At 65.5% G+C, this 26,881-nt stretch carries 27 protein-coding genes and 2 tRNA genes; 15 read left to right on the top strand and 14 right to left on the bottom strand.

Features of this window, described 5'->3' with window-relative positions:
* Positions 1-73: 73 nt before the first annotated feature.
* From F595_RS12980 to F595_RS0105730, 5 genes are read right to left on the bottom strand one after another with little or no spacing between them, the layout of a single operon-like run.
* Positions 74-1,324 carry a serine hydrolase domain-containing protein gene (locus tag F595_RS12980; RefSeq protein ID WP_022955913.1) on the bottom strand — a complete coding sequence of 417 codons (1,251 nt, stop codon included), beginning with the start codon at positions 1,322-1,324 and terminating at the stop codon, positions 74-76.
* Positions 1,325-1,337: 13 nt separating this feature from the next.
* On the bottom strand, positions 1,338-1,919 hold the full coding sequence (locus tag F595_RS12985; protein ID WP_022955914.1) for a DUF4282 domain-containing protein: 582 nt from the start codon (positions 1,917-1,919) through the stop codon (positions 1,338-1,340).
* Positions 1,920-1,936: 17 nt separating this feature from the next.
* Entirely contained in the window at positions 1,937-2,980 is a 1,044-nt protein-coding gene (locus tag F595_RS0105720) for a DUF2804 domain-containing protein (protein ID WP_022955915.1), read from the bottom strand.
* A gap of 5 nt (positions 2,981-2,985) precedes the next feature.
* Positions 2,986-3,270, bottom strand: coding sequence for a PA4642 family protein (locus tag F595_RS0105725; protein WP_022955916.1), 285 nt, complete (start codon positions 3,268-3,270; stop codon positions 2,986-2,988).
* A gap of 11 nt (positions 3,271-3,281) precedes the next feature.
* On the bottom strand, positions 3,282-4,196 hold the full coding sequence (locus tag F595_RS0105730; RefSeq protein ID WP_022955917.1) for an acyltransferase: 915 nt from the start codon (positions 4,194-4,196) through the stop codon (positions 3,282-3,284).
* A gap of 193 nt (positions 4,197-4,389) precedes the next feature.
* On the opposite strand from F595_RS0105730, the gene F595_RS0105735 reads away from it, so the two are divergent.
* The 4 genes from F595_RS0105735 to modC all read left to right on the top strand — a co-directional run bounded on the left by F595_RS0105735 (position 4,390) and on the right by modC (position 8,236).
* The gene (locus tag F595_RS0105735) at positions 4,390-5,574 is read left to right on the top strand and encodes a CaiB/BaiF CoA transferase family protein (RefSeq protein ID WP_022955918.1); all 1,185 of its coding nucleotides are present in this window, start codon (positions 4,390-4,392) and stop codon (positions 5,572-5,574) included.
* Positions 5,575-5,665: 91 nt separating this feature from the next.
* Positions 5,666-6,436, top strand: a complete 771-nt coding sequence (gene modA, locus F595_RS0105740) for a molybdate ABC transporter substrate-binding protein (protein ID WP_022955919.1) — start codon at positions 5,666-5,668, stop codon at positions 6,434-6,436.
* A 37-nt stretch (positions 6,437-6,473) separates the two neighbouring features.
* Complete coding sequence (gene modB / locus F595_RS0105745) at positions 6,474-7,172, top strand: molybdate ABC transporter permease subunit (protein ID WP_022955920.1); 699 nt, start codon at positions 6,474-6,476, stop codon at positions 7,170-7,172.
* Positions 7,169-8,236: a molybdenum ABC transporter ATP-binding protein gene (modC, locus tag F595_RS0105750; RefSeq protein WP_022955921.1), complete on the top strand. Its 1,068-nt coding sequence runs from the start codon at positions 7,169-7,171 to the stop codon at positions 8,234-8,236. Before modB ends, modC begins: the two co-directional genes overlap by 4 nt.
* Positions 8,237-8,254: 18 nt before the next feature.
* On the opposite strand, the gene F595_RS0105755 is transcribed toward modC, so the two are convergent.
* From F595_RS0105755 to F595_RS0105785, 7 genes are all read right to left on the bottom strand, one after another.
* Entirely contained in the window at positions 8,255-8,605 is a 351-nt protein-coding gene (locus F595_RS0105755) for a DUF3147 family protein (RefSeq protein ID WP_022955922.1), read from the bottom strand.
* Complete coding sequence (locus tag F595_RS12990; RefSeq protein ID WP_211213141.1) at positions 8,602-11,760, bottom strand: efflux RND transporter permease subunit; 3,159 nt, start codon at positions 11,758-11,760, stop codon at positions 8,602-8,604. The genes F595_RS0105755 and F595_RS12990 overlap by 4 nt, the downstream gene beginning before the upstream one ends.
* Positions 11,750-13,333 carry an efflux RND transporter periplasmic adaptor subunit gene (locus F595_RS0105765; protein ID WP_022955924.1) on the bottom strand — a complete coding sequence of 528 codons (1,584 nt, stop codon included), beginning with the start codon at positions 13,331-13,333 and terminating at the stop codon, positions 11,750-11,752. The genes F595_RS12990 and F595_RS0105765 overlap by 11 nt, the downstream gene beginning before the upstream one ends.
* Positions 13,330-14,601 (bottom strand): TolC family protein, encoded by a 1,272-nt coding sequence (locus F595_RS0105770; RefSeq protein ID WP_022955925.1) that lies wholly within the window; start codon positions 14,599-14,601, stop codon positions 13,330-13,332. Before F595_RS0105770 ends, F595_RS0105765 begins: the two co-directional genes overlap by 4 nt.
* A 69-nt stretch (positions 14,602-14,670) precedes the next feature.
* Positions 14,671-15,087, bottom strand: a complete 417-nt coding sequence (locus tag F595_RS0105775) for a hypothetical protein (RefSeq protein WP_156873809.1) — start codon at positions 15,085-15,087, stop codon at positions 14,671-14,673.
* A gap of 54 nt (positions 15,088-15,141) precedes the next feature.
* Positions 15,142-15,227, bottom strand: a tRNA-Leu gene (locus tag F595_RS0105780).
* A gap of 66 nt (positions 15,228-15,293) precedes the next feature.
* Positions 15,294-15,367, bottom strand: a tRNA-Cys gene (locus F595_RS0105785).
* 206 nt (positions 15,368-15,573) lie between these two features.
* Here F595_RS0105785 and gspE point away from each other — a divergent pair.
* The 11 genes from gspE (at position 15,574) to F595_RS0105840 (ending at position 24,308) form a co-directional block, all read left to right on the top strand.
* Positions 15,574-17,094: a type II secretion system ATPase GspE gene (gspE, locus tag F595_RS0105790; RefSeq protein WP_026913271.1), complete on the top strand. Its 1,521-nt coding sequence runs from the start codon at positions 15,574-15,576 to the stop codon at positions 17,092-17,094.
* Positions 17,094-18,317: a type II secretion system inner membrane protein GspF gene (gene gspF, locus F595_RS0105795; protein ID WP_022955928.1), complete on the top strand. Its 1,224-nt coding sequence runs from the start codon at positions 17,094-17,096 to the stop codon at positions 18,315-18,317. Before gspE ends, gspF begins: the two co-directional genes overlap by 1 nt.
* A 12-nt stretch (positions 18,318-18,329) precedes the next feature.
* Positions 18,330-18,755, top strand: coding sequence for a type II secretion system major pseudopilin GspG (gspG, locus tag F595_RS0105800; protein ID WP_022955929.1), 426 nt, complete (start codon positions 18,330-18,332; stop codon positions 18,753-18,755).
* Positions 18,752-19,342, top strand: coding sequence for a type II secretion system minor pseudopilin GspH (gene gspH / locus F595_RS14155; protein WP_022955930.1), 591 nt, complete (start codon positions 18,752-18,754; stop codon positions 19,340-19,342). The genes gspG and gspH overlap by 4 nt, the downstream gene beginning before the upstream one ends.
* A complete protein-coding gene (gene gspI, locus F595_RS13000) occupies positions 19,332-19,727 on the top strand; it encodes a type II secretion system minor pseudopilin GspI (RefSeq protein ID WP_022955931.1) in 396 nt (131 codons plus the stop codon). The genes gspH and gspI overlap by 11 nt, the downstream gene beginning before the upstream one ends.
* Positions 19,727-20,365 (top strand): type II secretion system minor pseudopilin GspJ, encoded by a 639-nt coding sequence (gene gspJ / locus F595_RS14160; protein WP_022955932.1) that lies wholly within the window; start codon positions 19,727-19,729, stop codon positions 20,363-20,365. The genes gspI and gspJ overlap by 1 nt, the downstream gene beginning before the upstream one ends.
* A gap of 22 nt (positions 20,366-20,387) precedes the next feature.
* Entirely contained in the window at positions 20,388-21,386 is a 999-nt protein-coding gene (gspK, locus tag F595_RS0105820; protein ID WP_026913273.1) for a type II secretion system minor pseudopilin GspK, read from the top strand.
* On the top strand, positions 21,386-22,594 hold the full coding sequence (gspL, locus tag F595_RS0105825; RefSeq protein ID WP_022955934.1) for a type II secretion system protein GspL: 1,209 nt from the start codon (positions 21,386-21,388) through the stop codon (positions 22,592-22,594). The genes gspK and gspL overlap by 1 nt, the downstream gene beginning before the upstream one ends.
* 28 nt (positions 22,595-22,622) lie before the next feature.
* Entirely contained in the window at positions 22,623-23,096 is a 474-nt protein-coding gene (gene gspM, locus F595_RS0105830) for a type II secretion system protein GspM (RefSeq protein ID WP_022955935.1), read from the top strand.
* Positions 23,093-23,671 (top strand): hypothetical protein, encoded by a 579-nt coding sequence (locus F595_RS0105835; protein WP_022955936.1) that lies wholly within the window; start codon positions 23,093-23,095, stop codon positions 23,669-23,671. The genes gspM and F595_RS0105835 overlap by 4 nt, the downstream gene beginning before the upstream one ends.
* A gap of 67 nt (positions 23,672-23,738) precedes the next feature.
* The gene (locus tag F595_RS0105840; protein ID WP_022955937.1) at positions 23,739-24,308 is read left to right on the top strand and encodes a 2-hydroxychromene-2-carboxylate isomerase; all 570 of its coding nucleotides are present in this window, start codon (positions 23,739-23,741) and stop codon (positions 24,306-24,308) included.
* 24 nt (positions 24,309-24,332) lie between these two features.
* Here the strand turns inward: F595_RS0105840 and F595_RS0105845 are convergent, their stop codons facing one another.
* Positions 24,333-25,796, bottom strand: a complete 1,464-nt coding sequence (locus F595_RS0105845) for a glycosyltransferase family 2 protein (protein ID WP_022955938.1) — start codon at positions 25,794-25,796, stop codon at positions 24,333-24,335.
* The gene (locus F595_RS0105850; RefSeq protein WP_022955939.1) at positions 25,793-26,881 is read right to left on the bottom strand and encodes a HEAT repeat domain-containing protein; all 1,089 of its coding nucleotides are present in this window, start codon (positions 26,879-26,881) and stop codon (positions 25,793-25,795) included. The genes F595_RS0105845 and F595_RS0105850 overlap by 4 nt, the downstream gene beginning before the upstream one ends.

Raw genomic sequence — 26,881 nt, forward strand, 5'->3', positions numbered from 1 at the left:
TTCAGTATACCGGAAAAGCGGTCAAGGGACCGCTCATCCGATAGACGGCTGTATATACAAATGTCATTTCAGCTTAATGACGGGGAAAAGAAAAGGAGATTTTTGTCAGCAATTTGCCCAGCGCCGGCAAATGTGGGCCCAGCACCGGCTTGCCCGAGGTCAGCAGGGCGACCGAGATGTCACGCTCCGGATCGGCCCAGCAGAAGATGTTGGAGAAGCCGAGATGGCCGAAGGCGCGACCGGTCATGGGGCCGTAGAGACCGACCGGATTCTGTCCCAGCATCATGCCCAGGCTGTAGCGCAAGGGCATCATCAGGGTGCCGTCGAACTGCGGCTTGCCGGCCTCGATGGTGGCCCGGCGTATGGTCAGCGGGTCGAAGATTCGCACTCCGTCCAGCGTGCCGCCACGCAGCAGCAGCTCGAAGAAGCGGCAGGCCTCGTCGGCGGTGGCGTAGATGTTGCCGGCCGGGCAGGCGATGTCCATGAAGCGCTCGTCGTTGGTGACCTCGACCACGCGCTCGAGACTGTCACCGAGGGCATTTTGGATGAACCAGTCCAGCGGACCCACGGGCTTGAATCCGGTGGCGTAGCTGCGAGCCTCGATGCCGCGCAGTTCAGGCACCAGTCCGTAGTTGAAGGTGCGCATGCCGAGCGGCTTCTGGATGGTCTCGGCCAGGTAGTCGCGCGGGTCCAGGCCGGTGATGGCCCGGATCAGCTCGCCGAGGATGTAACCCCCGGTCATGGCATGGTAGGCCGCGCGGTGACCACTGCGCGTCTCGGGTTCGGCCCGGTAGAGAATGTCCACGACGGCCTGGGTGTCGAACAGCGTTTCCGGATCGAAATCCCCCTTCACGGTGGGGATGCCGGCACGGTGCGAGAGGATGTGTGCGGTGGTGACATGGCGCTTGCCGTTGGCACCGAAGGCGGGCAGGTAGTGTTCCACCGGCGCCAGCAGATCGAGCTTGTGATCCTCGGCCAGCTTGTGGATCAGCATGGCGGTGACCACCTTGGAGGCGGAGAACAGGCAGAACGGGGTATCCGGCTGCGCCAGCACGCGTGCCGCGTCAGGACGGTCGTCGGGGCCGTTGCCGATGCGGTGGCCGATGGCGCGATCAAGAATGACCTCGCCGCCCTTGCGCAGGCAGATGGACACGGCCGGGGAGATGCCGGTGGCATAGAGTGCCTCGACGGCGGCCCAGACTTCGGCCTTGGCTTTCTCGCTGACGCCGACACGGGCGGGATCGACTTCACGTGACGGGTTGTATTGCGTCACCGAGGCCAGATCGGCAGGTACGCGGCAGGTGTTGCTGGACAGCAGTTTCATGGTCTTTTCTCTCTCACTTGTCCGCGGAGCGCTTTTCTTCCTGGGCGGCCTGGAAGGCCTTCATGAACGGCATCAGGCGCGATATCCAGTGGTTGCCGCTGAACAGGTGGTCGAGCTTGTCCACGGTCGGCTTGATGCTGGCCAGAGTGCGCACGTCTTCGGACATGCGGAACACCACGAGCAGGAACTCGGTGGTGGCGCGACAGGCCGAGGCCCAGACCAGCAGCGCCAGCGGTGACACGGCGAGGTAGGTGAGGCCGCGCTGGGTGTCTTCCTGGAAGGCATCCCAGACCAGCTGTCCGATGACGGCTAGGCCGCCAATCACCAGGATCACGTAGAGCATGGGTAGCAGCTGCACGGTCAGGTAGCGCTGGAACTTGAGGTCGAAGAGCAGGCGCAGGTAATCCATGGCGAGCTGCTGCAGCGAGCGCCGCACCGGGGTGGTTCGGGTCTGCTTCAGGGTGATCTGCGGCACCCGTTGCGGACGCTTGGGCGCTGCCGGGCGCGGCCTCTGCGACCCGTTGTCGAGATGACGCTCCGGATGGCCGGCTGGCAGGCGTCGGTTGGGATCACGGCCGGTGGGGGGCAGGGACATGCGTGGCTATCTCCGGATTACCAGCGGACAAATTGGTCTTCGACGAAGCCCGTCAAGGAAGTGACAGGATATATTGTCTCATTTACGCGCAAATGTCCGTCAAAGACACCGAAAATTTGCTGGAAGTGACTGGCGACCAGGGGCAGGCGCATTTTTTCCTGATGTCGCCCGAGGGCGGTGAAGCGCAGATCGACCTGGCCATCCAGCGACACGATGTGCCAGGGCGCCAGCGGCTTACGCTGCTCGAAATGAAATGCGGTCCCGGTCACAGGGACCAGGCGTCCGTCCAGCCACAGGCAGTTCTCGCTGTGCGTGGTCTCGTTGACGCCGCAGGAGAGATTGAGGCCGATGGTCACCGCCGGCGCGTTTGCGGGCTGGCTGAGTCCGGACAGGCAGGCCCAGTTCCACCAGGTCTCGCGACGCATGTAGCCGCAGGAGAAGTCGTGGTGGCCCATGGCACCGCAGGCGGCCAGATCGACGAGGCGGCTGCCCCAGCGCAACGTGCCGGTCAGCGGCAGGCCGGCGGTCTTGTTGGCGTAGACCCAGCCGTGATAGCCGGCACGCGTGCACAGCGACATGGGTTCGAAGCCGGTCTCGGGCATGTCGGCATCAATGCTCAGGGTGTCGCCCCAGCGCACCTGCAGCGATTTGCTGCGCGGTGTTCCCTGATAGCGCTGCACGATGTTCAGATCGCCGCTCTGGAAGCGGCTTTCACCCTCCACCGGGCTTTGCGACAGGGTCATGCCGAGATGCCCCGGCAGACGCACCGAATGCGTCAGCTTCTCCCCGCTGTGGCGGTCGAAGACATAGAGAAAGACGCTGTTGAGGTAGCCCAGATCGATCAGGGCACAGCCAAAGATCAGGTCACGGCTCATGCCGCCGAAGTACTGGAACTGCTTGTAGCCGAGATGCCGCGCCAGCAGGCCGCGCGCATGTCCGAAGGCATCGCGCTGGTCGTCCAGGGCCGGATCGATGCGCTGGACGCTGTCGGCAAAGCGGCCGAAGCGTGGCTGTCCCTGGGTGAACAGGGACTCGGGATCAAGCAGCCCGGCGCGGCTCATGGCGTTCAGACCGTGCGCTGCAGCAGGGCCAGGAAAGGAGCGGCCTGGGCGTGGCCCTGGAGCAGGTCGGTCAGGGTCTGGCCATTGCGGTTGCGCGCCTGCAGATCACGACCGGCGGCGCTGAAGAAGGTCAGGAAGCGGGCGAAGTCGTCGTCACGCATGTGCTTGTAGGCGGTGTAGAGAACATGAAAGTCAGCCGATTCGCCGGCGGGCGGCTGGCGCTCCAGGTAGGACTGGATGCGTTCGTCAGACCAGGTTTCGCCGAAACGGGCGGGTTGCGAGAGGGCCATGAGGAGTCCTGTCAGTGGTGTGAAGAGGGGGCCGCTGTCAGCAGCCTGTCCAGGGTATTGTCTTTCTCTGCCCAGATATTGCCAATCCATTGCTGGAATTCGGCGCGATAGGCGGCATCGTTCTCGTAGCTGGAATGGCAGAAATGCGGCGGAATGTCGCGCAGGCGCACATCGACGACGATGCGACGCACGCGGCCGCAGCAGAAGTCCCAGAAGCTGGGCACGCCATCCGGATAGGCGATGGTCAGGTCGAGCACGCAGTCCATGCGCTCGCCCAGAGCCGACAGCACGAAGGCGGGGCCGGCCGCCTTGGGCTTGAGCAGGTGCCGGTAGGGCGAGGCGGTAGCCTGGTGCTTGGCCGGCGTGAGGCGGGTGCCTTCGATGTAGCTGAGCACGCTGACCGGATAATCCGCGTACTTGGCGCAGGCCGCACGTGTGGTTTCCAGATCCTTGCCGCGCAGCTGCGGTTTGCGCGCCAGAAGCTCCTTGCTGTAGCGCTTCATGAACGGATAGTCGAGGGCATAGACGGCAAGGCCCACCACCGGCACGTAGAGCAGCTCCTGCTTGATGAAGATCTTCAGGGGCGGAATGCGCCGGTTGAGCACGTGGAAACTGGTCAGGATGTCGAGCCAGGCTTGGTGGTTGGCCATGACGAAGTACCAGCGGTCACGACGCAGGGTTTCCATGCCATGCACCTCCCAGCGCAGGCCGGGCAGCAGCCGGTAGAGGCGACCGTTGTTGGAGGCCCAGTTCTCCTGCACCGCCGTCAGCAGGCGTCGCACTGGCGGAGCCAGCGTCGGCAGCCACAGGGCCAGCAGCTTGAGCGGGCTCAGCAGCAGAATCAGCAGCGAGGAAAACACGGTGCTGGCAATCAGCAGCGTGCCCATGATGACGCCTCGCAAAGGGGCGGGAAGCAGTGACAGCATGAGCAACCTGGTGACGTGAAAACGGACTGAGCAGCCGAGTATGTCGACAGGCTCCGCAAACGGCAATCGTTCTGACATCTTGCGTCAGGCTGGCTGAGCGATCTCGTCATTGGCAATCACCGGCCAGACTGGCTAGGATCGCGACTCATCAGTCACGCAGTCTCGCGTGACCTGTCTGCCTGAGGAAATTGCGATGCCTGGTCCGCTTGCCGGCTTGAAGGTTCTGGATTTTTCGACACTGCTGCCCGGTCCGTTCGCCACCATGATGCTGGCCGATCTGGGCGCAGAGGTGCTGCGCGTGGAGTCACCGTCGCGACCGGACATGGTGCGGCTGATGCCGCCACTGGCCAGTGACGGCAACTCGGCGGCGCATGGCTACCTGAACCGCTCCAAGCGCTCCATTGCGATCGACCTGAAGTCGCCGGACGGCGTCGAGATCGTCAAGCGCCTGGTCAAGGACTACGACATCGTCGTCGAGCAGTTCCGTCCCGGCGTCATGGACCGCCTAGGTGTCGGTTACGAGGCGCTCAAGGCCGTCAATCCCGGCCTGATCTACTGCTCCATCACCGGCTACGGCCAGGACGGTCCCTACAAGGACCGCGCCGGTCATGACATGAACTACCTGGCCATTGCCGGGGTGCTGGGTTACAACGGTCGCCGCGAGACCGGGCCGGCGCCGATCTCGGTGCAGGTTGCCGACGTGGCCGGCGGCTCCTGCCATGGCGTCATCGGCATTCTTGCCGCTGTCATCCACCGCAGTGCCAGCGGCGAGGGCCAGCACATCGACATCTCGATGACCGATGCCGCTTTCAGCCTGCATGCCCTGACCGCGCCGGGCGCCCTGATGGGTGGGGATCAGCCGGATCTGGAAACCACCCAGCTCAATGGCGGCAGCTTCTACGACTGCTACCGCACCGCCGATGGCCGTCATTTCTCGGTGGGCGGACTGGAACCGCAGTTCTTCATGCAGTTCTGCGCCGCCATCGGTCGCCCCGAGCTGGCGCCGCAAGGCCTGGACATGCGTCCGGAGTCGGTGGCTGTGCTCAAGCAGGCCATCCAGGCCGAAATGGCCAAGAAGACCTATGCCGAATGGTCGGCGATCTTCGCGGCGCTGGATTCCTGCACTGAGCCGGTACTGAGCTTTGCCGAGGCGGTTGAGCACCCGCATGTGCAGGCACGCGAGCTGGTGATCGAGGTCGAGCAGCTCGATGGCGGCCGCCAGCGGCAGCTGGCGTCGCCGATCAAGTTCTCGAAAACCCCGCCGGTGTATCGTCACAGCGGCGTCAGCCTCGGTCAGCACACCCGTGACGTGCTGCGCGAGGCCGGCTACAGCGACGACGAGATCAGCGCGCGCCGCTCGGCCAACGTGATTTTCTGATCCTGCGTGCAGGCAGGGCAGTGACGTCAGCCAACGTGTAAACTGGCCGCGTCGCTGTCCTGTCGAGCGTGCCTGGCACGCAGGGTGTGCCATGCCGCTGTGTCGTTCACTCCTGCTTTTCTGCCTGCTGCTGTGCCAGCCGCTGACGGCCGCTGCCGCCAGCATCACCATCGCGGCGGCATCTGACCTCAAGTTCGCCATGGACGAGGTCATTGCGGCCTTCAAGCAGCGTCACCCCGGCGATCAGGTCGAGGTCGTCTACGGCTCGTCCGGCAAGTTCCAGACCCAGATCCGCCTTGGTGCACCTTATGACCTGTATTTCTCGGCCGACATCGCCTACCCGCGTGCGCTCGCCGAGGCTGGCCTCGCCGCCTCGCCGGTGACGCCCTATGCCCATGGCCGGCTGGTACTGTGGAGCACCCGGCCTGACAGCCGCACGCTGACGCTGGCCAGCCTGGCTGATCCGGCGATTGGCCGCATTGCCATTGCCAATCCCCGCCATGCACCCTATGGCAAACGTGCCGTCGAGGCCTTGCAGGCTGCCGGTGTCTGGTCACGGGTCGAGGCAAGGCTGGTGCAGGGCGAAAGCGTGTCGCATGCCGCGCAGTTCGTGCAGAGCGGCAATGCCCAGGTCGGCATCATCGCGCTGGCACTGGCGTTGAGTCCGGAGCTGGCGCGCCAGGGCGGCTATCAGCTCATCCCGGACAGCCTGCATGCGCCGCTGGAGCAGGGCTTCATCATCACCCGGCGCGCGGCCGGCAACGCGCTGGCGCGCCGCTTTGCCGCCCACATGCAGGCGGATGACACGCGTGCGCTGATGCAACGCTACGGGTTTGTCCTGCCTGAGCGTGAGCGGCGCTGAACCAGCACATGCGTAAGCGCGCAAGGAGTGTGGCGAGATGCTGATGGCAAGTGACTGGCAGGCGCTGTGGCTGACCGCCCAGCTGGCGGCGATCGTCACCGCGCTGCTGCTGGTCATCGGCACCCCCATCGCCTGGTGGCTGTCACGTACCCGCTCCCTGTGGAAAGGCCCGGTTGCTGCCGTGGTGACCTTGCCGCTGGTGCTGCCGCCCTCGGTCCTGGGGTTCTATCTGCTGCTCGCGATGGGCCCCGAGGGTCCGCTCGGGCAGCTGACCGATGCCCTGGGCATGGCGCCGCTGTCGTTCAGCTTCGAAGGTCTGGTGGTCGCGTCGCTGTTCTATTCGCTGCCGTTCATGGTGCAGCCGCTGCTGGCGGCCTTCGAAAGCGTCGGCAGGCGCCCGCTCGAGGTGGCCGCGACCCTGCGTGCCTCGCCGCTGGATGCCTTCTTCAGTGTCGTGGTGCCGCTGGCGGCGCCGGGCTTCCTCACCGCCTGCGTGCTCACCTTCGCGCACACGGTCGGCGAGTTTGGCGTGGTGCTGATGCTGGGCGGCAATCTGCCCGGCGAAACCCGTGTCGCCTCGGTGCAGATCTATGACCATGTCGAGGCGCTGGATTATGCCTCGGCCCACCGTCTGGCCCTGGTCCTGCTGATCTTCTGCTTCGCGGTCCTGCTGGTGCTGCATGCCGTTCGCCTGCGCCAGCGCCGCGCGGACAGCAGTCAGGAGAGCGCGTCATGACCGGGCTGCAGGCCCGTTTTCATCTGCAGCGTCCGGGCTTCTGCCTGGATGTCGCGCTCGACCTGCCGGCACGTGGCGTGACGGCACTGTTTGGTCCTTCCGGGTCCGGTAAGACCACGCTGCTGCGTTGCATCGCCGGCCTCGAACGTGCCCGCGGCAGCGAACTGGTGGTGGCAGGAGAGGTCTGGCAGGACGCCCGCCACTGGCTGCCGCCGCATCAGCGGCCGATCGGCTACGTGTTCCAGGAAGCCAGCCTGTTCCCGCACCTGAACGTGCTCGACAACCTGCGCTACGGCCAGCGTCGACAACGTGACGCGCAACGCATCAGCCTGCAGCAGGCCATCGACCTGCTCGGCATCGGGCACCTGCTGGCGCGACGTCCGCAGGCGCTGTCAGGCGGCGAGCGCCAGCGCGTCGCCATTGCCCGGGCACTGTCGGTCAGCCCGCGTCTGCTGCTGATGGACGAGCCGCTGGCGGCACTGGACCTGCAACGCAAGCGCGAGATCCTGCCGTATCTCGAGCGTCTGCATGACGAGCTCGACATGCCGGTGATCTATGTCAGTCATGCGCCTGACGAGGTCGCCCGCCTGGCGGATCATCTGGTGGTGCTGGACGAGGGCAGGGTGACGGCCAGCGGCGCGCTCGGTGATGAGCTGGTGCGCTTCGATCTGCCCGTCCGGCTCGGCGAGGATGCCGGCACCGTGCTTGACGGCGCCGTTGCCGAGATCGACAGGGACTGGCACCTGGCGCGTGTCGACATAGATGGCGGCAGCCTCTGGGTGCGTGACTCGGGGCTGGTCGTTGGCCAGCGCGTGCGCCTGCGTGTGCTGGCCCGCGACGTCAGCCTGGCGCTGGAGCCGGGCCGCAGCAGCATCCAGAACCTGTTGCGCGGGCAGGTCGACGCCATCGCCGACGATGACCATCCGGGTCAGGCCCTGGTACGCGTCCGTGTCGGGGACACCCGGCTGCTGGCGCGACTGACGCGTCGCGCCATCGCCAGTCTGGGCGTGGCCCCCGGGCAGGATCTGTGGGTGCAGATCAAGTCGGTGGCCTTGCTGGCCTGATGCCGGATGCAGGACGACCTAGAGCAGATCGATGCCGTATCGGCGCAACAGCCAGGCAAAGGCGGCAAAGCAGACGCTGGTGATCACGATGCAGCTCAGCAGGGTCAGCCAGAAGCCGACACGTGGCAGCAGCAGCGGAAACGCCAGGAACATGGGCAGCGTAGGCAGCACATACCAGAAGGTGTACCAGGCATGGTTGGCGATCCGTGCCTGGGGCTGGTTTTCCAGATAGAGCCAGATCAGCGTCAGGATGGTGACCAGGGGCAGGGCGGCCACCAGTCCGCCCAGCTTGTCACTGCGCTTTGCCAGCTCCGACACCAGCACGACCATCGCCGCGGTGATCAGGTACTTGCTTGCAATCCAGATCATCGTGCGTCTCCTTCTTTCGTTGGTGCGGTGTCATTGGCGATGCCACCAGTCCTGGCCATGTCGCCAAACCTCAGATACAGGCTGGGCACCACGAACATGTTCAAGGCCGTGGATGAGAGCAGACCGAACAGGATCACCACCGCCATCGGGGCCTGGATCTCGCTGCCCGGTTCACCGGCGGCCAGCGCCAGCGGAACCAGTGCCAGACCGGCTGCCAGCGCTGTCATCAGGATCGGCAACAGGCGCTCTCCAGCCCCTCTCAGTATCGCGGTTCGCAGATCCTGAACCCCTTCGACCTGCACCAGGTGGCGGATATGCGACACCAGCATGACCCCGTTGCGGGTGGCGATGCCGAACAGCGTGATGAAGCCGATCAGGGTGGCCACCGACAGCACGCCGCCGACCACATGCATGCCGACCACGCCACCGATCAGCGCCAGCGGCAGGTTCAGCATCACCACCAGGGCATCGCGCGTGGAGCGGAACGCCAGGTACAGCAGCATGAAGATGCCAGCCAGCACCATGGCACCCAGCACGGCCAGGGTTTGCGTGGCCTCTCTCGCGCTTTCGAACTGGCCGCCGTATTCGATGAAGTAGCCAGCCGGCAGCGTGACCTGCTGCGCGACGCGACGCTGAATGTCCTCGACCACGCTGGACAGGTCGCGCTCGGCGACATTGACCATGACCACGATCTTGCGCTGCACGTTCTCGCGACTGACCAGATTGGGGCCGCGGTCGCGCGTCACCTCGGCCAGCGCCGACAGCGGCAGGCGTGCGCCGGACGCGGTAGTGATCAGGGTCGACTGCAGTGCCTCGAATGACGCCCGCGCCGCCGGGTCGAAGCGCACCACCAGATCAAAGCTGGCCTGGCCTTCCAGGATGCGCGACACCTCGCTGCCGGCAAGCGCCGTCTCGACGGCATCGGACACCTCGCGCACGGACAGTCCATGCTGCGCGATGGCATCGCGGCGGAAGCGGATGCTGACAAACGGAATGTCCGCCTGCTGCTCGAGGGCGACGTCGACGGCACCGGGCACGCCGGTCGCGACACTCCTCACCGATTCGCCCAGCGTGCGCAGCGCCTGCAGGTCAGGGCCGAAGAGCTTGATGGCAATATTGGCCCGGGTGCCGGACAGCATGTGGTCGATGCGGTGCGAGATCGGCTGGCCGATGACGACACTCATGCCGGACAGTGCCGCGAAGTCGGCGCGCAGTGCTGCCAGCAGCTCGCCCTTGTCGCGCTCCTTCATCACCAGGGTAGTCTCGATTTCCGAGGCATGAATCTCCTGGGCATGCGGATCGGCAGGAGCGCGCCCGGTGCGTCGTGCGGTAGCCACCACCTCCGGCTGCGCCAGAAGGATCGCTTCAACGCGCTGTGCCATGCGATCGGATTCGGCCAGTGATGTGCCTGGCAACGTGGTGACGTTCACCGTCAGGCTGCCCTCGTTGAAGTCGGGCAGAAAGGTGCGACCGGCGCTGAACAGCGCCAGCAAGGCAAGCACCAGCGCGAGGCCCGAGATGCCGGCCACCCGTTGCCAGTGCGGCAGCAGGCGGGTCAGGCTGCGTTCGTACCAGGCCTTGAGCCGGCTGATCAGCACCGGCTCGCGATGGGCCAGCACCTGCGGGTCGTCAGGCAGAAAGCGCTCGGCAAGCAGGGGCGTGACCGTGATGGCCACCAGCAGCGAAGCACTCAGGGCCACCACATAGGCAAAGCCCAGTGGTGCCAGCAGACGTCCCTCCACGCCGGTCAGGAAAAACACCGGCAGGAACACCAGCATGATGATCAGCGTGGCGAACACGATGGAGCCCTGGATCTCGCGGGTTGCCTCGAACACGACCTGGCGAACCGGAGCACGGCTGGCGCTGCCGGACTCCCTGCGCTGACGCAGGCGCCGCATGATGTTCTCGACGACGATGATGGCGTCATCGACCAGGGCGCCCAAGGCGATTGCCAGGCCGCCCAGTGTCATCGTGTTCAGCGAGGCACCCAGGGCATGCAGAATCAGGATCGCGACCATCAGCGACAGGGGCAGGGCCACCAGCGTCACCGCCGTGGCACGCCACGACAGAAGAAAGGCGAACACGATGGCAATCACCAGAATCACGCCGTCACGCAGTGCCGACAGCAGGTTGTCCATCGCCCGCTCGATGAAGTCGGCCTGGCGAAAGATTCTGCTTTCTATCGTCATGCCTGCCGGCATGCTGCCCTGCAGGACGGCAAAGCTGTCATCCAGGCGTTGCGTCAGGGCCAGCGTGTTCACGCCCGGCTGTTTCTGGATCGCAAACACCACAGCAGGCTTGCCATTGTGCGATGCCGTTCCGCGCACCGTGCCCACGCCGATGGCCACCTCGCCCAGATGGCGCACAAGCACCGGCTGGCCAGCCACCACGGCCACCAGGGTCGAGCCGATATCGTCCATTGACTGCAGACGGCCCAGCCCCTGGATCAGGTACTCCTGGCCGTTCTCCTGATAGAAGCCGGCCGGCGTGTTCTGGTTGCTCTGGCGCAGGGCCTCAAGTACCTGATCCACCGTGATGCCGTATGTCGACAGCCGCTCCGGGTCGAGGGTGACCTGATACTGCTTCTCGTCACCGCCAATCGTGAGCACATCGGCAACGCCGGGCACGGCAAGCAGGCGTCGCCGGACGACCCAGTCCGCCGTTGTCTTCAGGTCGGCGCCGGAGGCGCGGTCCGACGTCAGCGCGACAAACATGATCTCGCCCATGACCGATGCCGCCGGGGCCATCTGTGGCGGCGGCAGATCGGCTGGCAGCGCGGAACGCGCCAGCTGCAGCTTTTCAGCCACGATCTGACGGGCTTCCCGGATCTCCATGCCCCAGTCGAACTCGACGGTGATCACCGCCAGGCCAATGCTGGTGTTCGAGCGCACCCGGCGCACGCCGGGCGAGCCATTGAGCGCGGTCTCGATGGGGAAGGTGACCAGGCTTTCGACATCGGTCGGTGACATGCCGTGCGCTTCCGCCACCACGGTGACTGACGGTGCCGTGAGGTCAGGAAAGACATCCACCGGCATGCGGGTGGCTTGCCATCCTCCCATGATCATCAGCACCACGGCCGCTACGAAGACCAGCAGCCGGTTGTGCAGCGACCAGAGAATCAGGCGGGCAACAAGCGACGGGGATTCAGTGCGCATGGCCATGCCCCATGGTCGCCGGAGAAGCCGCGGCAAGACGGATCTGGTAGGCACCGGTGGTCACCACGCGTTCGCCGGCGGCCAGACCTGACGTGATGGCAATGCGATCGCCATCACGCGCGCCGACGCGTACCGGCCGACGTTCGAAGGACTCACCCTGCCTGAGCACGTACACCACCGGCTGCCCGTGCTCGTCGAGCACGGCAGCAGCCGGAATCACGATGCCGGGGCGACCGCTGCCGCTGTAGACCCTTGCGCGCACACGCATGCCGGCACGCAAGCTGCCCTCGCCATTGGCAAACTCGAAAATGGCCGGCACGGTACGCGTGGTGGCATCGACCATGCCGCCATAGGCAACCAGACGGGCATTGCGTCCGACATCCAGGGTGACCGGCGTGGGCCCGCCGTCCAGCTCGAACGATGCCCCCGTGGGCGCCGCAATCCGCCCCAGGTCACTTTCGGCAATGCGTGCCTCCAGCCAGAGCGTATCCAGCGAGGCAACGTGAATGATGGTCTGGCCTTCGTTCACGGCGGCACCGGCTGCGCCATTGACCGCCACGATGCGACCGGAAACGGGCGATCTCAGGGCTATGCCACCCGATGCGCCGGCAAGGCCACGCATTCTCTGTGTCGCAGCCTGCAGTTCTGCCTTCGCCAGTCTGGCCGCCAGTGACGCCTCGCGCACCCGCCTGGCAGGAATGGCCTCGTCGGCCAGCAGCGCCTGCAGCCGTTCCAGGTCTGCCTCCGCCTGTTCGGAACGGATGCGGGCGCGCTGCACATCCAGCTCCAGGCTGGCAGCATCGGTGTCACCACCCAGTCGCGGACTCAGATAGGCCAGGACCTGACCCGCCTTGACCGCCATGCCGAGCTCGGGAAAGCCGTCGGCAGTTGCGCGCAGAATGCCCGCTCCGGGCGCTGTCAGCATGGCTTCGCCAGCGGCGCGAGGACGCAGCGTTGCCGACACCGCGACCGAGTCGCGCACGGGCGCCGACACGGCTTGCGCGGTCGCGAACGGCATCTTCCATTGCTGTTCCTTGGTGAAGCTGATCAGTCCCGGCTGTTCGGCATCATGCGACAACGCCAGATCGGCACTGGTCTGATCCGCGAACACATCCACCTCGCCAAGATCATGGACAATGGTCCGGGAAGGCGTCACCAGGCTGAGGGTGAGCCTGCGAATGCCCTGGTGCCGGGGTGTGAGCACCGGCCGGAAAATGCCAGCGGTGTCACTGACATTGACCTCGACACGCTCGTCCGGGCGATTGTCTCCCGACAGGGTGACGATGAGGCGGCCGGCGCTGGCGGGCGTGAAGTCCTTGAGCCAGGTCAGGTGAGCGACAAACTCCGATGCCTGACCAGCCACCAGGGGCGGGTACTCGACAAAAAGCTCGCTGTCCGGCGTGTAGTGGGTCACGCGCACGCCGGCGCCGTGACCATGCTCATCGTGGCCGGCAGCATCACCCTGTGCTTCGTCCGGGGCGTGCGCGTTCGCTGTCTCGTCAGTCGCTGCCGAACAGCCGGCCAGCACCAGGGTCAGGGTCGTGAACAGCAGAGTTGTCTTCAGGATGGTCATGGTGCGGCTCCCGCCAGCGAATCCAGTTCTATGCGGACCAGGCGAGCGCGCAGCTCGAGGTCGATGATCATGCGTTCGGCATCCAGCTCGGCACGATAGGCATCCAGCAGCTCGAGGACGCCGGCCTCACCCGCGCGATAGGCCTTTTCAGCGATGCGCGAGAGGGTTCTGGACTCGGCCAGGGCACTGGCCCGAAACGCGATGGCCGCGTCACGCAAGGCCTGCAGCTGATGCCATGTGCCTTTCACGTCAGCCTCGGCAGCGGACAGGCGCAGGCGTTTCTCGGCGCTGGCCGCCTTTGCCAGGGCATGCAGCCGGGCCGCCTGCGGCTGGCCACGATCAAGCAGAGGCAGTGGCACCGCGAATGACAGGGCCAGGCCCTTTTCGGTGCCGGTGACGGTGTCGATTTCCTTCTGGCCAATGCCCACGGTGACATCCTGGGCCCAGCCGCGTCCGGCCGCCTTGCCTTCGCTGGCTAGTGCCTCCGACTGCGCACTCAGCAGTCGCAGGTCGGCACGGGCAGGAAGACGCGCCAACAGGCTGTCCAGGTCTTGAGCAGGGGCGGGCAGCAGCTCGCCAATGACCCTGGTCGCAGCGGGATCGTCCGCAGCCACCAGATTGGCCAGTTGATGCCGTGTGCGCATCAGGCCGGCATCGGTCTGCAGGTACGTTGCCCGGGCGGTCTGCAGCTCCCGGTCCAGCCGCCGCTTGTCATAGCCGGACACCTCGCCGGACGTCGCCAGGCGCGTGACTGTCTTGCCGGTGTCCGCGAGACGGCTACGCCACGCCGACATGACCTTGAGATTTTGTTCCTGCGCCAGCGCTTCCGCGAAGGTCTGGCGGACCCGGACAGTCATGTCCTGACGGGCCAGACCCTGTTCGGCGACTGTGGCGTCACGGCGTCTTTCCGCACCTTGGGCAGTCAGGGCACGCTTGCCTGACAGATCCAGTGTCTGCGAAAGCTTCCACACGGTTTCCGTGGTCTCTGTCCCGGTTGCGCGGGTCTGGTCGCGGTCCAGCGAAAGCACCGGATTCGGCCAGCGGCCAGCCTCGGCAACGGCGCTGTCAGCCGCCGACAGGTGCTGCCGTTCGACCTCCGCAACGCCGGGTCGCGCCAGCGCGCGCTGGATGGCCTGCTGCTCGGTGAGTGCCTCGGCACGGGCGGTCACACTGCCGACGGCAGCGGCAAGAACAATGAGTCGGGCAAGATGCGTCCAGGAACGGACGTCCTGAACACGCGATTTGCGCGAAGGGGCATATCCCGGCATGGGGATCTCCTCGTCGAGTAAAGCCATGGGACGGACAGGGCAGGGCCAGTCCGTGACAGACATCAAGTGTCAGGCGACGAGGGCTTGCGGGGGTCTGAAGAGGGCGCTGGGCAGGCTGCCCGGAATGCCATCGGAGGGCTGGGGACTCATCACCATGCCGGCCACCGAGGTATCGACACGGGTTTCCTGGGTCAGTGTCAGCGGCATGTGACCGAGCAGGTGGCCCATCATGGTGTGGGCATCGTCATGCTCGTTCTGCATCACGCTGGCCAGATCACCCGCAGGCTGGGCATCGGGCGCGGAGACATCATGCATGTGATGCGCGCTGCCATCGCTGGCATCGGCATGCCCGGCGTGAGCCAGATGATGGTGACCGCCGTGCTCGTGAACCACCACCATCTGCCAGCCAAGGCCGGGAGAAAACAGTGTGGCCAGCATGAGCAGCAGGGTCAGGCGGGCGGTGAGCATGTGCAGACGGGTCATCATGATGAGAAGGCTAGCACCCGGATGTCGTGTCGCGCCAGAATGATTGCGTGGTGTTGGTGCCCGAGACCGGAATCGAACCGGTACGACCAAAGGTCGAGGGATTTTAAGTCCCTTGTGTCTACCAGTTTCACCACTCGGGCGGGTAGGGTGCTGCGGGTTTCCGCATCGCCTCAGAAGCGATCCTGACGGCAGCGGGGGAAGAAATATGGAGGCTGGGACCGGAATCGAACCGGTGTACGCGGAGTTGCAGTCCGCTGCATAACCATTTTGCTACCCAGCCAAAGGGGCGTTGCTCCCTTGCGAGAGGCGGCATCATAGCCAGCGCCCCCAACAGCGTCAAGCCGTCAACCACGCGTGGCTGCTGGCGTTTTAGGCTGTCGCGCCATGCCCCGGCAGGCGTTAATAAATGACATACAGAGTCACACTGACGCGCAACAAGGGCATGCAGTAGACTCGCATCAAAGTCACACGAACAGGTTGAATTTCATGATGTCTGCGACATTGGCCGTCTCCGACATGCCATGGCCGGAGCCACCGCGCGTGGTCCGGTTGCCCTACAGCTTTGCCAAGCGTCACGGGCTGGTCCTGCACATCGAATCCGAGGAAAACTGGTGCCTGCTCGCACGGCCGGACTGGAAGCTCAGTGCCCTGGCCGAGGCGCGTCGTCTGCTCGGCCGGCCGGTGTATTGCCGTCCGGTCTCGGAAAGCCAGTTCAATGATGCGCTCAGCCGCAGTTACCAGGGTGACGCCGGCGACTCCATGCAGGCCGCCGAAGGCATCGGTGACCAGATCGACCTCGAGAAGCTCGCGGACCTGGTGCCGGAAACCGAGGACCTGATGGAGCAGGAGGACGATGCCCCCATCATCCGCCTGATCAATGCCATTCTCCAGGAGGCGGTGCGCGAGAACGCCTCCGACATCCACATCGAGACCTTCGAGAAGCGCCTGTCAGTGCGTCTGCGCGTCGACGGCGTGCTGCGCGAGGTGCTGCAGCCGCGTCGCGAGCTGGCGCCGCTGCTGGTGTCGCGCATCAAGGTCATGGCGCGTCTCGACATCGCCGAGAAGCGCGTGCCGCAGGATGGCCGCATCTCGGTCAAGCTCGCCGGCCGCGAGGTCGACGTCCGTGTCTCGACCATGCCGTCGAGTTCGGGCGAGCGCGTGGTGCTGCGTCTTCTCGACAAGCAGGCCGGGCGCCTCAACCTGTCCAGCCTCGGCCTCACCGCCCACGATCATCACGTGCTGCGCGAGCTCATCGCCAAGCCGCACGGCATCCTGCTGGTCACCGGTCCCACTGGTTCCGGCAAGACCACCTCGCTGTATGCCGCGCTCACCGAGCTCAACGACCATTCCCGCAACATCCTCACCGTCGAGGATCCCATCGAGTACCAGCTCGACGGCATCGGCCAGACCCAGGTCAACACCAAGGTCGACATGACCTTCGCGCGCGGCCTGCGTGCCATCCTGCGTCAGGACCCGGACGTGGTCATGGTGGGGGAGATCCGTGACCGCGAGACGGCCGAGATCGCCGTGCAAGCCTCGCTCACCGGTCACCTGGTGCTGTCGACCCTGCACACCAACTCGGCCGTGGGTGCGGTGACGCGTCTGGTCGACATGGGCATCGAGCCTTTCCTGCTGTCGTCGTCGCTGATCGGCGTGGTGGCTCAGCGCCTGGTGCGCGTGCTCTGCAGCGACTGCCGCGAGCCGCACCGCGCCGATGTCGCCGAGTGCGAGCTGCTCGGTGCCGATCCGTCGTCGGCACCGACGATCTATCGCCCGGTCGGCTGCCCGGTCTGCAACCAGCGTGGCTATCGCGGTCGTACCGGCATCTATGAAGTGGTGGCCATCGACGAGCCGCTGCGTCGCCTGATCCATGAGCGGGCATCCGAGCAGGCGCTGGAACTGTCGGCCCGTGAAAGCGGTCCCGGCATTCGTCAGGATGGCATGCTCAAGGTGCTCGCTGGTGTAACATCGCTGGACGAAGTCTTGCGAGTGACACGAGAGGATTGATGCCTGCTTTTGACTATGTGGGTGTGGATGCGGCGGGCAAGCGACACAAGGGCATTCTCGAAGCGGACAGCGCCCGCCACGCGCGTCAGCTGCTGCGTGACAAGGGCTGGGTCCCGGTCGTGCTCGGTGCGGCTGCCGAAAACACGCAGTCGACAACCGTCAGTGCGCGCTTTTCACGTTTTCTGACCCCGGGCCTGAGCGCCCGCGATCTGGCCATGATCACGCGTCAGCTGGCCACGCTGGTGCAAGCCGGCGTGACCCTCGACGACGGTCTTCGCGCTGTTGCCCAGCAATCCGAGAAACCCTCGGTGTCGCGCCTGCTCACGGCCGTGCGTGCCCGTGTGCTCGAGGGCTACAGCCTGGCACAGAGCCTGGCCGAGTTTCCGCAGGCCTTTCCCTCGCTGTACCGTGCCACCGTCGCGGCCGGCGAGAAGTCCGGTCACCTCGACCTGGTGCTGAGCCGTCTCGCCGATTACACCGAAAGCCGCCACGAGACCCGTCGCAAGGTGCAGGGCGCGCTGATCTATCCTGCCATCCTCACCGTGCTGTCGCTGCTCATCGTGGTCGGCATGCTGACCTATGTCGTGCCTGACATCGTCAAGGTCTTCGAGAACCAGGAGCAGGCGCTGCCGCTGATCACCCAGCTGCTGATCGCGGCCAGCGACTTCCTGCGCGAATCCATGGGCTGGCTGGTCATTCTGCTGCTGCTGACGTTTCTCGGCGCGCGCCGCCTGCTGCGCAACCCGGTCTGGCAGACACGCTGGCACCGCTTCCTGCTGCGACTGCCGGTGGCCGGCCGCCTGATTCGTGATGCCCAGGCCTCGCGCTTCGTGAGCACGCTGGCCATCCTCACCCGCAGCGGCGTGCCGCTGGTGGAGGCACTGCACATCGCCACCGGCGTGGTCGACAACCTGCCCATGCGCGATGCGGTTTCCGAGGCCACCAGCCGTGTCACCGAGGGCGGACGCCTGGCGCCGGCGCTGAGCCAGTCTGGGCTGTTTCCGGCCATGATGATCAACATGATCGCCAGCGGGGAGTCCAGCGGCGAGCTCGACGACATGCTGGCGCGCACCGGGCAGATGCAGGAGCGCGAGCTGACCGGCAGCATCGCCACCCTGGTCGGCCTGTTCGAGCCCATGATGCTGCTGATGATGGCCGGGGTGGTTTTGCTCATCGTTCTGGCTATCATGCTGCCCATCGTGCAAATGAATAACCTGGTCTAAGGAGTTTCCCTGATGTCGCTGCCTCGCCGTCGCCGCCAAGCCGGCTTCACGCTGATCGAAGTCATGGTGGTGGTTGCCATCATCGGCATTCTTGCCCTGATCATCGTGCCCAATGTCGTCGGCAAGGATGACCAGGCCCGCGTCACCTCGACCAAGGCCAGCCTGAGCGCCGTCGCCAACGCCCTTGAGCTCTACAAGCTCGACAACTACCGCTACCCGTCGACCGAGGCCGGTCTCGACGCGCTGGTGAATCGCTCGCCGGAGGCGCGCGTGTTCCCCGATGGCGGCTACCTGAAGAAGACGCCGGTGGACTCCTGGGAGCATCCGCTGCAGTACGTGACACCGGGCAGCAGCGGCAAGGCCTATGACCTGTACTCGCTGGGTGCCGACAATGCCGAAGGCGGCGAAGGCTACGCGGCGGACATCTATTTCGAATGAGACAGCCGGGCCGGCAGCGCGCACGACAGCGGGGCTTCACCCTGATCGAGGTGCTGCTGGTCGTGGTGCTGATCGGCATTCTCATGGGCGTGGCCGTGCTCAGCCTGAATGCCGGGGACGGCAGCCGTCGCCTGCAGCAGGCGCAGTCGGCGCTGACCGGCCAGCTTGGCTACGCGCGCCTGCTCGCCGAGAACGAGCAGCAGGAGATCGGCGTGCGCCTGCAGGCACCGGGCTATCGCTTCCTTCGTTTCGAGCCGGCAACGCGGCGCTGGCTGCCGGTGCGGGATGACCCCGTGCTCAAGCCCCAGGAGTGGCCGGATCTGACCTTCAGCTGGCGTGACAGTGGCGAGCCGGTGGCGTCGCCTCTGAGCGCCGCTGCAGCCGGTCCGTCAGGCGTTTCTGCCTCGAGCCCGGCGCCTGAGCGCCCGGACTTCGTGTTTCTCTCCAGCGGAGAGGCTACGCCGGGTGAACTGACCATCAGCGTGCGTGACGGCAATGCACTGGCACGTCGTCTGCAGGTCAGCGACCTTGGCGATGTGCGCGACCCCGAGCGCCTGCCGACGGCAGGAGGTCAGCGTGGCAACTAGGCAGCGCGGCTTCACCCTGATCGAGGTGCTGGTGGCCATGGCCATCTTCGGCATCGTCGCGCTCACCCTGCTGACCCACAACCGTGACCAGGTCCGCCAGGCGGCCAGCCTGGAGGATCGTCTGCTGGCACACTGGGTGGCGCTGAACACGCTTACCGAGCTGCAGACCGGCAACAGCTTTCCTGACCTCGGCAAGGCCGAGACCAGTGCCGTCATGGCTGGCCGGGACTGGTTCGTCGACTACCAGGTGCAGCCGACCCCGGTCAACGATGTACGCAACGTGCGCATTGATGTGTCGGCCTACGACGTGGTCAGCGAGCAGAAGGGCAATGTGCTGGTATCGCTGACCGGTTTCGTCGGGCGCCGTGGCGGGGCGGGCAACTGATGCGTGCGACCCTGTCACAGCGCGGCTTCACTCTGATCGAGCTGCTGGTGTCGATTGCCATCATGGCGCTGGTCAGCGTCGGTGCCTTCAGCCTGCTCACCAGCACCACGGTGACCGGGGAGCGGGTGACGGCACGCCAGCAGCAGCTGTTGGGTCTGGAGCGCCTGCAGGGCGTGATCGCGAATGATCTGGCGCAATGGGTGGATCGCCCGGTTCGTGACGAGTTCGGTGACCCCTTGCCGCCATTCTTGCTGGCCCCAGACGGCAGCCTGGAGTTCACCCGCCGGGGACTCAGCAATCCGCTCGACAAGCCGCGTAGCGACATGCTGCGCGTGCGTTACGAGTTACGTGGCGACCAGCTCTGGCGGCTGTCCTGGAATACCCTGGACCGCATGCCCGGCATGCTGCCATCGGCCACGCCGCTGGGACCGGCAGGCGTGTCGCTGCGCTGGCAGGTGCAGGCCGCGCCCGGCAGCCGTCAGCAGTCGGTGTGGCCATCCACCGACTCCGGTGCCACCGGCCAGAGTCGCGCCGTGCTCACGGCGGGCGCCCCGGAAATCGTCAATCTCGTGCTGCGCCTGCAACCCTGGGGTGAAATTCGTCGTGTCTATGCCTTGCCCAGCCATGATCCGCAGTGACCGCAGACGCGGGCAACGTGGCGTGGCGCTGCTGACCATGCTGCTGGTGGCTGCCCTGGCGACCACGCTGGTGGTGGCCTTGCTGGGCCAGCAGATGCGCGTGCAGCGCGAGCTCGGCGGACAGCTGCAGCAGGACCAGATGGCCGAATACCATCGCGGAGCCGGTCTGTTCGCGCTGGCCGCCCTGCGCGAGGACGCACGTGGTGGCAGCACCGTCGATCATCCCGGCGAGTTCTGGGCTCAGCCGTTTCCGCCGTTTCCGGTACCGGGCGGCGTGATCATGCCGGTGCTGCGTGATGCCCAGTCGCGCTTCAACCTGAACAGCCTGGTGTCCGGTCGCCAGCTCAATGACGATGCCGTCGCGGTCTACCGCACCATCCTGCAGGCCAACGCCTTGCCCACGGAGCTGGCCGACAGCCTGATCGACTGGCTGGATGCCGACACGCTGCCGTTCTCGGCACAGGGCGCCGAAGATGACTACTACCTGCGTCAGAGTCCGTCCTACCGTGCCGGCAACCAGTCGCTGAGCACCTACAGCGAGCTGCGCCTGGTGCGTGGCTACAGCCAGGATGTGTTGCGCACGCTGGCACCGTGGGTGGTGGTGCTGCCAGCGCGCGCCAGTCAGCTCAACGTCAATTTCCTCACGCCGGCACTGCTGGAAGCGCTGCTGCCGTCGATTCCGCCGGCGTCGGCACTGGCTCTGCTGCAGAACCGCCCGCCAGCCGGCTGGAAGAAGGTCGACGAGTTTCTCGACAACCCGCTGTTCAACGGCGTCGATGCCGACAGCGTGGCGCGTCTGCGCCGCCTGCTCACGGTACGCAGCGACTATTTCGAGCTGTACACGCGCATTCGTCTGGCTGATCGCGAACGACAGTCATGGTCGTTGATTCTGCGCGAGCAGCGTGGTGCTAAACTCGCGGTCATCGCCAACGAGCGCAACCCGGCCTGGGTGCCGGTTTTCGAGGCGCTGCCCGCAGCAGCGGCCTCCGAGCCAGATCAAGAAGAACAAGGAACTCCCTGATGGACATGCTTTTTCTGCGCCTGCCGGCGCCGGGGCAGCGGGAACTGACCGCGCTCAGCTGCGTTGCCGGCAGCTGGCAGCGCCTGGGTATCTGTCGTGAGGGCGACGACCTGGGTGCCTGGCTGGCCGCACAGCGCGGCCTGCCGACGGTGCTGATCACCCCGGCCGGACTGGATATCGCGCTGACCCTGGACGCCACGCCCAAGCAACGGCGCGAGGCCGGCATCGCGCTGGTGGCGCTGGCTGAGGAATCGCTGGCCGAGGATTTCGAGCGCCTGCACTGGGTGCTCGACAGCCTGGATGAGCATCAGGTGCTGGCGCGCGGCATTCGTCGTGACTGGCTCGAGAGCTGGCTGGCACGCCTGGCCGATGCCGGCCTGAGCGTGAAGGCGGCCATCCCCGAAGCCGCGCTGCTCAGTGCCGATGCCGAGAACTGGGCCTGGCTGCCCAGCGGCAACGAGGTGTTTCTGCAAACCGCTCCCGGTCAGGCTGCCATGATCCAGCCCGCGGACGCCGTCACCGTGCTGACCCAGCTGCTGGCGCAACGGCCGATGCAGACGCCCGTGCGCCTGCGTCATCCGCAGGGCAGCACGCTGCCGACGCTGCCGGACAGCGTGCATGCCGCGCCCGCGCCCTGGCAGGACTGGAGCGATCTGCTGCGTCACCAGCCGCCCTCGGAATGGCTCAAGCATCGCGCCAACTGGCTGACCGGCGAGCTGGCACCACGCAGCCAGGCGCGCTATTCGCGGGTCTGGATCGGGGTTCTGGCGCTCGCGCTGCTGGTGGTTCTGGTGCAGGCCGGGTTCGCGCGCTGGGAGGCCCGTCAGCTGCAGCAGGCCACCGAGCAGGCCCGTGCCGAGGCCGAGGCGGCCTATCGCCAGGCCTTCCCGCAGGATCGTCGCATCATCAATCTCGAACGCCAGTTTGCCGCCCGCCAGCAGCGCGCCGGAGACCTGGCCGCCGACCAGATCCTCTCGCGGCTGGCGCAGACCAGCCCGGGCCCGCAATGGCAGATCCAGCGTCTGGATTACCGTGGCGGCAGCACCCGTGTCGAGGTCATGGGCCCGTCCCAGGGCGAGTTGCAACGCTGGTTGAACAGTCTGATCGCCAGTGGCCTGAGTGCGCGGATAGAGACCAGCCAGGCGGCTGACAATGCCATCAAGGCCACGCTGCTGCTGCAGTCCGGTGCCGAGCAGGGAGGTCGCTGAAATGTCGCTGCGAGATCAATTCGATAGCATGCGCGCCCGTGTCACCGAAGGTTGGCAGGGCCTGGGGGATCGCGATCGTCGCGCCCTGACGCTGCTGCTGGTGGTGTTTCTGCCGCTGATCTGTGTCTTCGGCATCTGGCTGCCCGCCGATCGTGCGCTGGTGACGGCGCGCGAGGAGCATGCCGCCGCGACGGCACTGGCGGCACGCATCCGCCAGCACGCCCCGGCGCTGGCCATGGCTGGTGCTGCCTCGGGAGGCTCGCTGACACCCGATACGCTGCCGCCGCAGCTGCAGTCGCTTGCCGGCACCAACGGCCTGGCCATCGAGCGCATGGACAAGGACGGCGAGGGCATGCGCCTGGTCTTCGCCTCGGCCCCGGCCGGTGGCGTGCACAGCTTTCTCGGCGCCTGCCGACAGCAGGGCATACGGATCAGCGAGCTGCAGATCACCCGGCTTGCCGACGGTTCCGGCAGCCAGGTCAAGCTGCTGGCGACGTTGTGATCACGGACTGGCTGAGCACGCTGGGTCGCACCGGCAACCGGGTTCAGGCCGAGCTGACGCCGCGCGAGTTTCGCTTGCCGGATGCGGTGATCAATGCAGCACTGCTGCGCTACGTGGTGCAGGGTGACATACGCCGCCTGAGTGTTGCCTGCCATGCCGGCTGCCTGACCCTGGACATCGCGTTCACCACGCCGTGGGCACAGGTCGCCGTCAGCGGCGACTTCCGCATTGATGACTTCCATCTCGATGGTGCGCTGCAGCGCGTGCTGCTGGCGCAGCAGGGCAGGTTGCGGGTGCAGGCCGACAACTTCGCCGCGCCCTGGCAAGGCAGTGTCTACCGTCTGCTTTCGCCGGTGTCCGGCTGGCTCGCCGAACGCCTGCTCAAGCACTTTCTGCTCAAGCTCAAGGGCACGCGCATTCTGCGTCGGCACTACCGTTTCGATCTGTCGCACTACATTCCGGCGCAATCCTGGCTGGCACTGACGGCCAGGACCGTGCCGCTGCACGGTTCCCGTTGCGAGCCCGGCACGCTGGTGCTGCTCGGGCATGTCGACGTGCTGGGTGTGCTCAAGTGACTTTGCTCGCAGTCTGATCCGGACTGCGCTAGTCTCGGGGCACCGCCATTTTCACCGGAGTGTTTCCGTGTCTGCACGCATTGAGTTCTTTTACGACATCGCCAGCCCGTACAGCTTTCTTGCCGCCCTTCAGATTCCGCGTCTGCAGGCACTGGCCGAAGTCGAGTGGCGCCCGTTCCTGATTGGCGGCGTGTTCAAGGCCTCCGGCAATGTCATGCCGGCGGCCAATCCGGCCAAGGGCCAGTACATGTTCAAGGACCTCAAGCGCCTGTTCGCCTATCACGGCGAGCCGTTCCGGTTTCCTTCCCGCTTTCCGATCAATTCGCTGCTGGCCATGCGCTGCCTGACCGCGCTGCCGCCGGAGCAGCGTCCCGAGGCCACCCTGACCCTGTACCGTGCCTACTGGGGCGGTGCCGATCGTGATCTGGCCGATCCGGCGGTGCTTGCCGAGCTGCTTGGAGCCGAGGTGGTGGCGCGTGCTGCCGACGAGGCCGTCAAGGCCGAGCTCAAGGCCACCACCGAGGATGCCGCGACGCGCGGTGCTTTTGGCGCACCGACCTTCTTTGTCGGCAAGGACATGTATTTCGGCGAAGACCGCGTGTTCCTGATCGAGCATGCGCTGCAACAGGCAGGCTGAGCCTGCCGGCAGGGCGACCTGGCATCAGGCGCCCTTGCTGTCCTCCGAGACCCATGACGTGCTGCGTGCCATCACGCCCCAGCTGGCCTTCTTGCCGATCAGCCAGTGCCAGGTGCCCACCAGTCGCCACCAGCTGATCAGCTGGCGATACCCCAGATTCTCCAGGATGGCCCAGAGAAACAGGTTGATGCTGTCGCTGAAGCGCGGATAGACATGAAAGCTGCGCTCTTCCAGCAGGATGGCGGAGCAGGACAGCACCAGCCCCAGTCCTATGGTGGCCAGGAAGAACATCAGTGCGGCTTCCGGGTTGAGGAAGCCGACGTAGTACAGCAGCACGGTGAAGATGAAGCCCAGGATCTCCACCATGGGGCTCAGGGCTTCGACCACGATCATGAATGGAAACGCGATCCAGCCCACCGTGCCCGAGCCGCGCCGGAAGCACAGTGACCGGTGTTCGCTGAGCACTTCGAGCAGTCCGCGCTGCCAGCGTATGCGCTGCTTGCGCAAGGTTGAGAGGTCTTCCGGCGCATCCGTCCAGCACACCGGATCGGGCACGAAGTTGATGTGATAGGGCAGGTTGTTCTCGATGTGGTAGCGATGCAGCCGAACCACCAGCTCCATGTCTTCGCCCAGGCTGTTGCACTTGTAGCCGCCGACACGGATCACTGTATCGCGCTTGAACACGCCGAAAGCACCACTGATGATCAGCAGCGCATCCAGCTGTGACCAGCCCAGCCGGCCGAACAGGAAGGCGCGCATGTATTCCAGCACCTGCATCTTGGCCAGTCGGCTTTTCGGCAGGCCGATGTTGGCGAGCTGACCGTTGTGCACGCGGCAGCCATTGACGATGCGGACGGTGCCGCCAGCGGCAATGGTGTCCTCGCGTTCGAGGAAGATGCGCACCACGCGCAGCAGGCTGTCACGCTCCAGTACCGAGTCGGAATCCATGCCGCAATACAGCGGGTATTTGGCGACATTGATGCCGGCATTGTTGGCGTCAGCCTTGCCGCCGCCATTGACCTTGTCGATCAGCACCAGGTTGGGAAAGCGCAGGGAACGGTACACCGCCTTGATCGGGGCGCATGGCACCTCGTAGCGGAACGCCATCGGGCAGGGTTCCATGGCAAATTCACGGATCATGATGCCGATGGTGTCGTCGTTGCCGCCATCATGAATGACCACCAGTTCGAACTGCGGGTAGTTCAGTTGCAGCAGGGAGCGCACCGAGGTCGCGATCAGCTTCTCCTCGTTGTACGCGGTCAGCAGGATGCTGACCCCCGGCAATGCTGCGTCATAGACACGTGGCAGGTACATTTCCCGGCCGCCGCGCGTGACATGACGGACGATGCTGAAGGCGATCAGGTTGAGTGACATGTAGCTGCCGAACACGATCACCTGATAGATCAGAAAGAACAGATAGATGACGCTGGTGAGTACGGCCAGGGGCCCGGAGCCCATGCTGGCCGGGGTCAGCAACCATTCGCTCATGACAGTGTTCCGTCAGTGATGCTTTCGGAATAATGCAGCCAGCCACGCAGGAACAGGGCTTCGCGCCAATGCTGACGTGCGCTTTCATGCGTCAGGCCGGGCAGCAGGGCCAGCGCGGCATCGCGCTGCAGGCCGGGCAACTGTGCCAGTGCGCGCGCTGCTGTCTGCTGCTGCTGCCAGTCATCACAGTCCAGCGCCGACACCAGCAAGGCCTGGTCCCTGCTGGTGCCGACACGACCCAGGGCGGCCAGCGCGTTGCGCCGCAGCGTGGCATTCTCATGCTGACTCATTCTGACCGCCAGTGCGTGAAGGTCGGGGTCATCATCGAGTTGCAGGATGATGGCCAGCAGCCTGGTGTCATCCGGGAAGCGCTTCATGACGTGTCTGGCGACCTGATGAAACTCGGACTCGGCCAGCGCATGCAGAATTTCCAGCAGCTTGCCCAGTCGTGACGCGGGCCAGGTCTCCAGTGCCTTGGCAAACTCGGCATGCAGCAGCTTGGCAGGTGCGAGCTTGAGCAGCTGGCCTATGCGCAGCGCAGGCCAGCCCGGGTTGTCGAGCCGGTCAAGGACCATGCCGACACCGTTGTGCGGATCGATTTCCACGAGGGCACGTGCCGCTGCCAGAGACATCAGCGGGTAGTCATTGTCCAGCATGGACAGGGCCAGGGGCAGGGCACGGGTGTCCTTCATGGCGCCAAGCGCCAGCAGTGCCTGCAGCTTGAGATCGGTCTTTCCCGATCTGAGCTGGGGCAGCAGATGTTCATGCAGGCGCAGGCGCATGGCCAGCACACCCAGACCATGCGTGCTTTCAAATCCCCTGATGCGTTCGACGCAGTCCAGCCAGATGTCGGTCACGATGCGCGCATCGGCAGGGTTCAGTGCCGGCAGCTGTTCGGGCATGTCATTGACCATGGCGGCAAAGCAGTACGGGCGCCAGATCGCATCCACGTCACGAGCCCGCTGTTCCCGCTTGAGCCTGAAATATCTGAGCACCAGGCTGGTCAGCAGGCAGCCGACACAGCTGAGCAGCAGCACGATGACCACGATGGTTATGGGCTGCAGGGTGATTTCTGTATCAGGCAT

It is taken from the genome of Perlucidibaca piscinae DSM 21586 (assembly GCF_000420045.1).
Classification (GTDB): domain Bacteria; phylum Pseudomonadota; class Gammaproteobacteria; order Pseudomonadales; family Moraxellaceae; genus Perlucidibaca; species Perlucidibaca piscinae.

Excerpts from the sequence above, each read along its gene's own strand:
- F595_RS0105845 (WP_022955938.1), bottom strand. The coding sequence starts at position 25,796 with ATGAGCGAATGGTTGCTGACCCCGGCCAGCATGGGCTCCGGGCCCCTG.
- F595_RS0105755 (WP_022955922.1), bottom strand. The coding sequence starts at position 8,605 with ATGATCTGGATTGCAAGCAAGTACCTGATCACCGCGGCGATGGTCGTG.
- gspG (WP_022955929.1), top strand. The coding sequence starts at position 18,330 with ATGTCGCTGCCTCGCCGTCGCCGCCAAGCCGGCTTCACGCTGATCGAA.
- modA (WP_022955919.1), top strand. The coding sequence starts at position 5,666 with ATGCCGCTGTGTCGTTCACTCCTGCTTTTCTGCCTGCTGCTGTGCCAG.
- F595_RS0105770 (WP_022955925.1), bottom strand. The coding sequence starts at position 14,601 with ATGCCGGGATATGCCCCTTCGCGCAAATCGCGTGTTCAGGACGTCCGT.
- F595_RS12990 (WP_211213141.1), bottom strand. The coding sequence starts at position 11,760 with ATGCGCACTGAATCCCCGTCGCTTGTTGCCCGCCTGATTCTCTGGTCG.
- gspJ (WP_022955932.1), top strand. The coding sequence starts at position 19,727 with ATGCGTGCGACCCTGTCACAGCGCGGCTTCACTCTGATCGAGCTGCTG.
- gspE (WP_026913271.1), top strand. The coding sequence starts at position 15,574 with ATGATGTCTGCGACATTGGCCGTCTCCGACATGCCATGGCCGGAGCCA.
- gspM (WP_022955935.1), top strand. The coding sequence starts at position 22,623 with ATGCGCGCCCGTGTCACCGAAGGTTGGCAGGGCCTGGGGGATCGCGAT.
- F595_RS12985 (WP_022955914.1), bottom strand. The coding sequence starts at position 1,919 with ATGTCCCTGCCCCCCACCGGCCGTGATCCCAACCGACGCCTGCCAGCC.
- modB (WP_022955920.1), top strand. The coding sequence starts at position 6,474 with ATGCTGATGGCAAGTGACTGGCAGGCGCTGTGGCTGACCGCCCAGCTG.
- F595_RS0105720 (WP_022955915.1), bottom strand. The coding sequence starts at position 2,980 with ATGAGCCGCGCCGGGCTGCTTGATCCCGAGTCCCTGTTCACCCAGGGA.
- F595_RS12980 (WP_022955913.1), bottom strand. The coding sequence starts at position 1,324 with ATGAAACTGCTGTCCAGCAACACCTGCCGCGTACCTGCCGATCTGGCC.
- F595_RS0105765 (WP_022955924.1), bottom strand. The coding sequence starts at position 13,333 with ATGACCATCCTGAAGACAACTCTGCTGTTCACGACCCTGACCCTGGTG.
- F595_RS0105725 (WP_022955916.1), bottom strand. The coding sequence starts at position 3,270 with ATGGCCCTCTCGCAACCCGCCCGTTTCGGCGAAACCTGGTCTGACGAA.
- gspF (WP_022955928.1), top strand. The coding sequence starts at position 17,094 with ATGCCTGCTTTTGACTATGTGGGTGTGGATGCGGCGGGCAAGCGACAC.
- gspH (WP_022955930.1), top strand. The coding sequence starts at position 18,752 with ATGAGACAGCCGGGCCGGCAGCGCGCACGACAGCGGGGCTTCACCCTG.
- modC (WP_022955921.1), top strand. The coding sequence starts at position 7,169 with ATGACCGGGCTGCAGGCCCGTTTTCATCTGCAGCGTCCGGGCTTCTGC.
- F595_RS0105730 (WP_022955917.1), bottom strand. The coding sequence starts at position 4,196 with ATGCTGTCACTGCTTCCCGCCCCTTTGCGAGGCGTCATCATGGGCACG.
- F595_RS0105735 (WP_022955918.1), top strand. The coding sequence starts at position 4,390 with ATGCCTGGTCCGCTTGCCGGCTTGAAGGTTCTGGATTTTTCGACACTG.
- gspL (WP_022955934.1), top strand. The coding sequence starts at position 21,386 with ATGGACATGCTTTTTCTGCGCCTGCCGGCGCCGGGGCAGCGGGAACTG.
- F595_RS0105775 (WP_156873809.1), bottom strand. The coding sequence starts at position 15,087 with ATGATGACCCGTCTGCACATGCTCACCGCCCGCCTGACCCTGCTGCTC.
- F595_RS0105850 (WP_022955939.1), bottom strand. The coding sequence starts at position 26,881 with ATGCCTGATACAGAAATCACCCTGCAGCCCATAACCATCGTGGTCATC.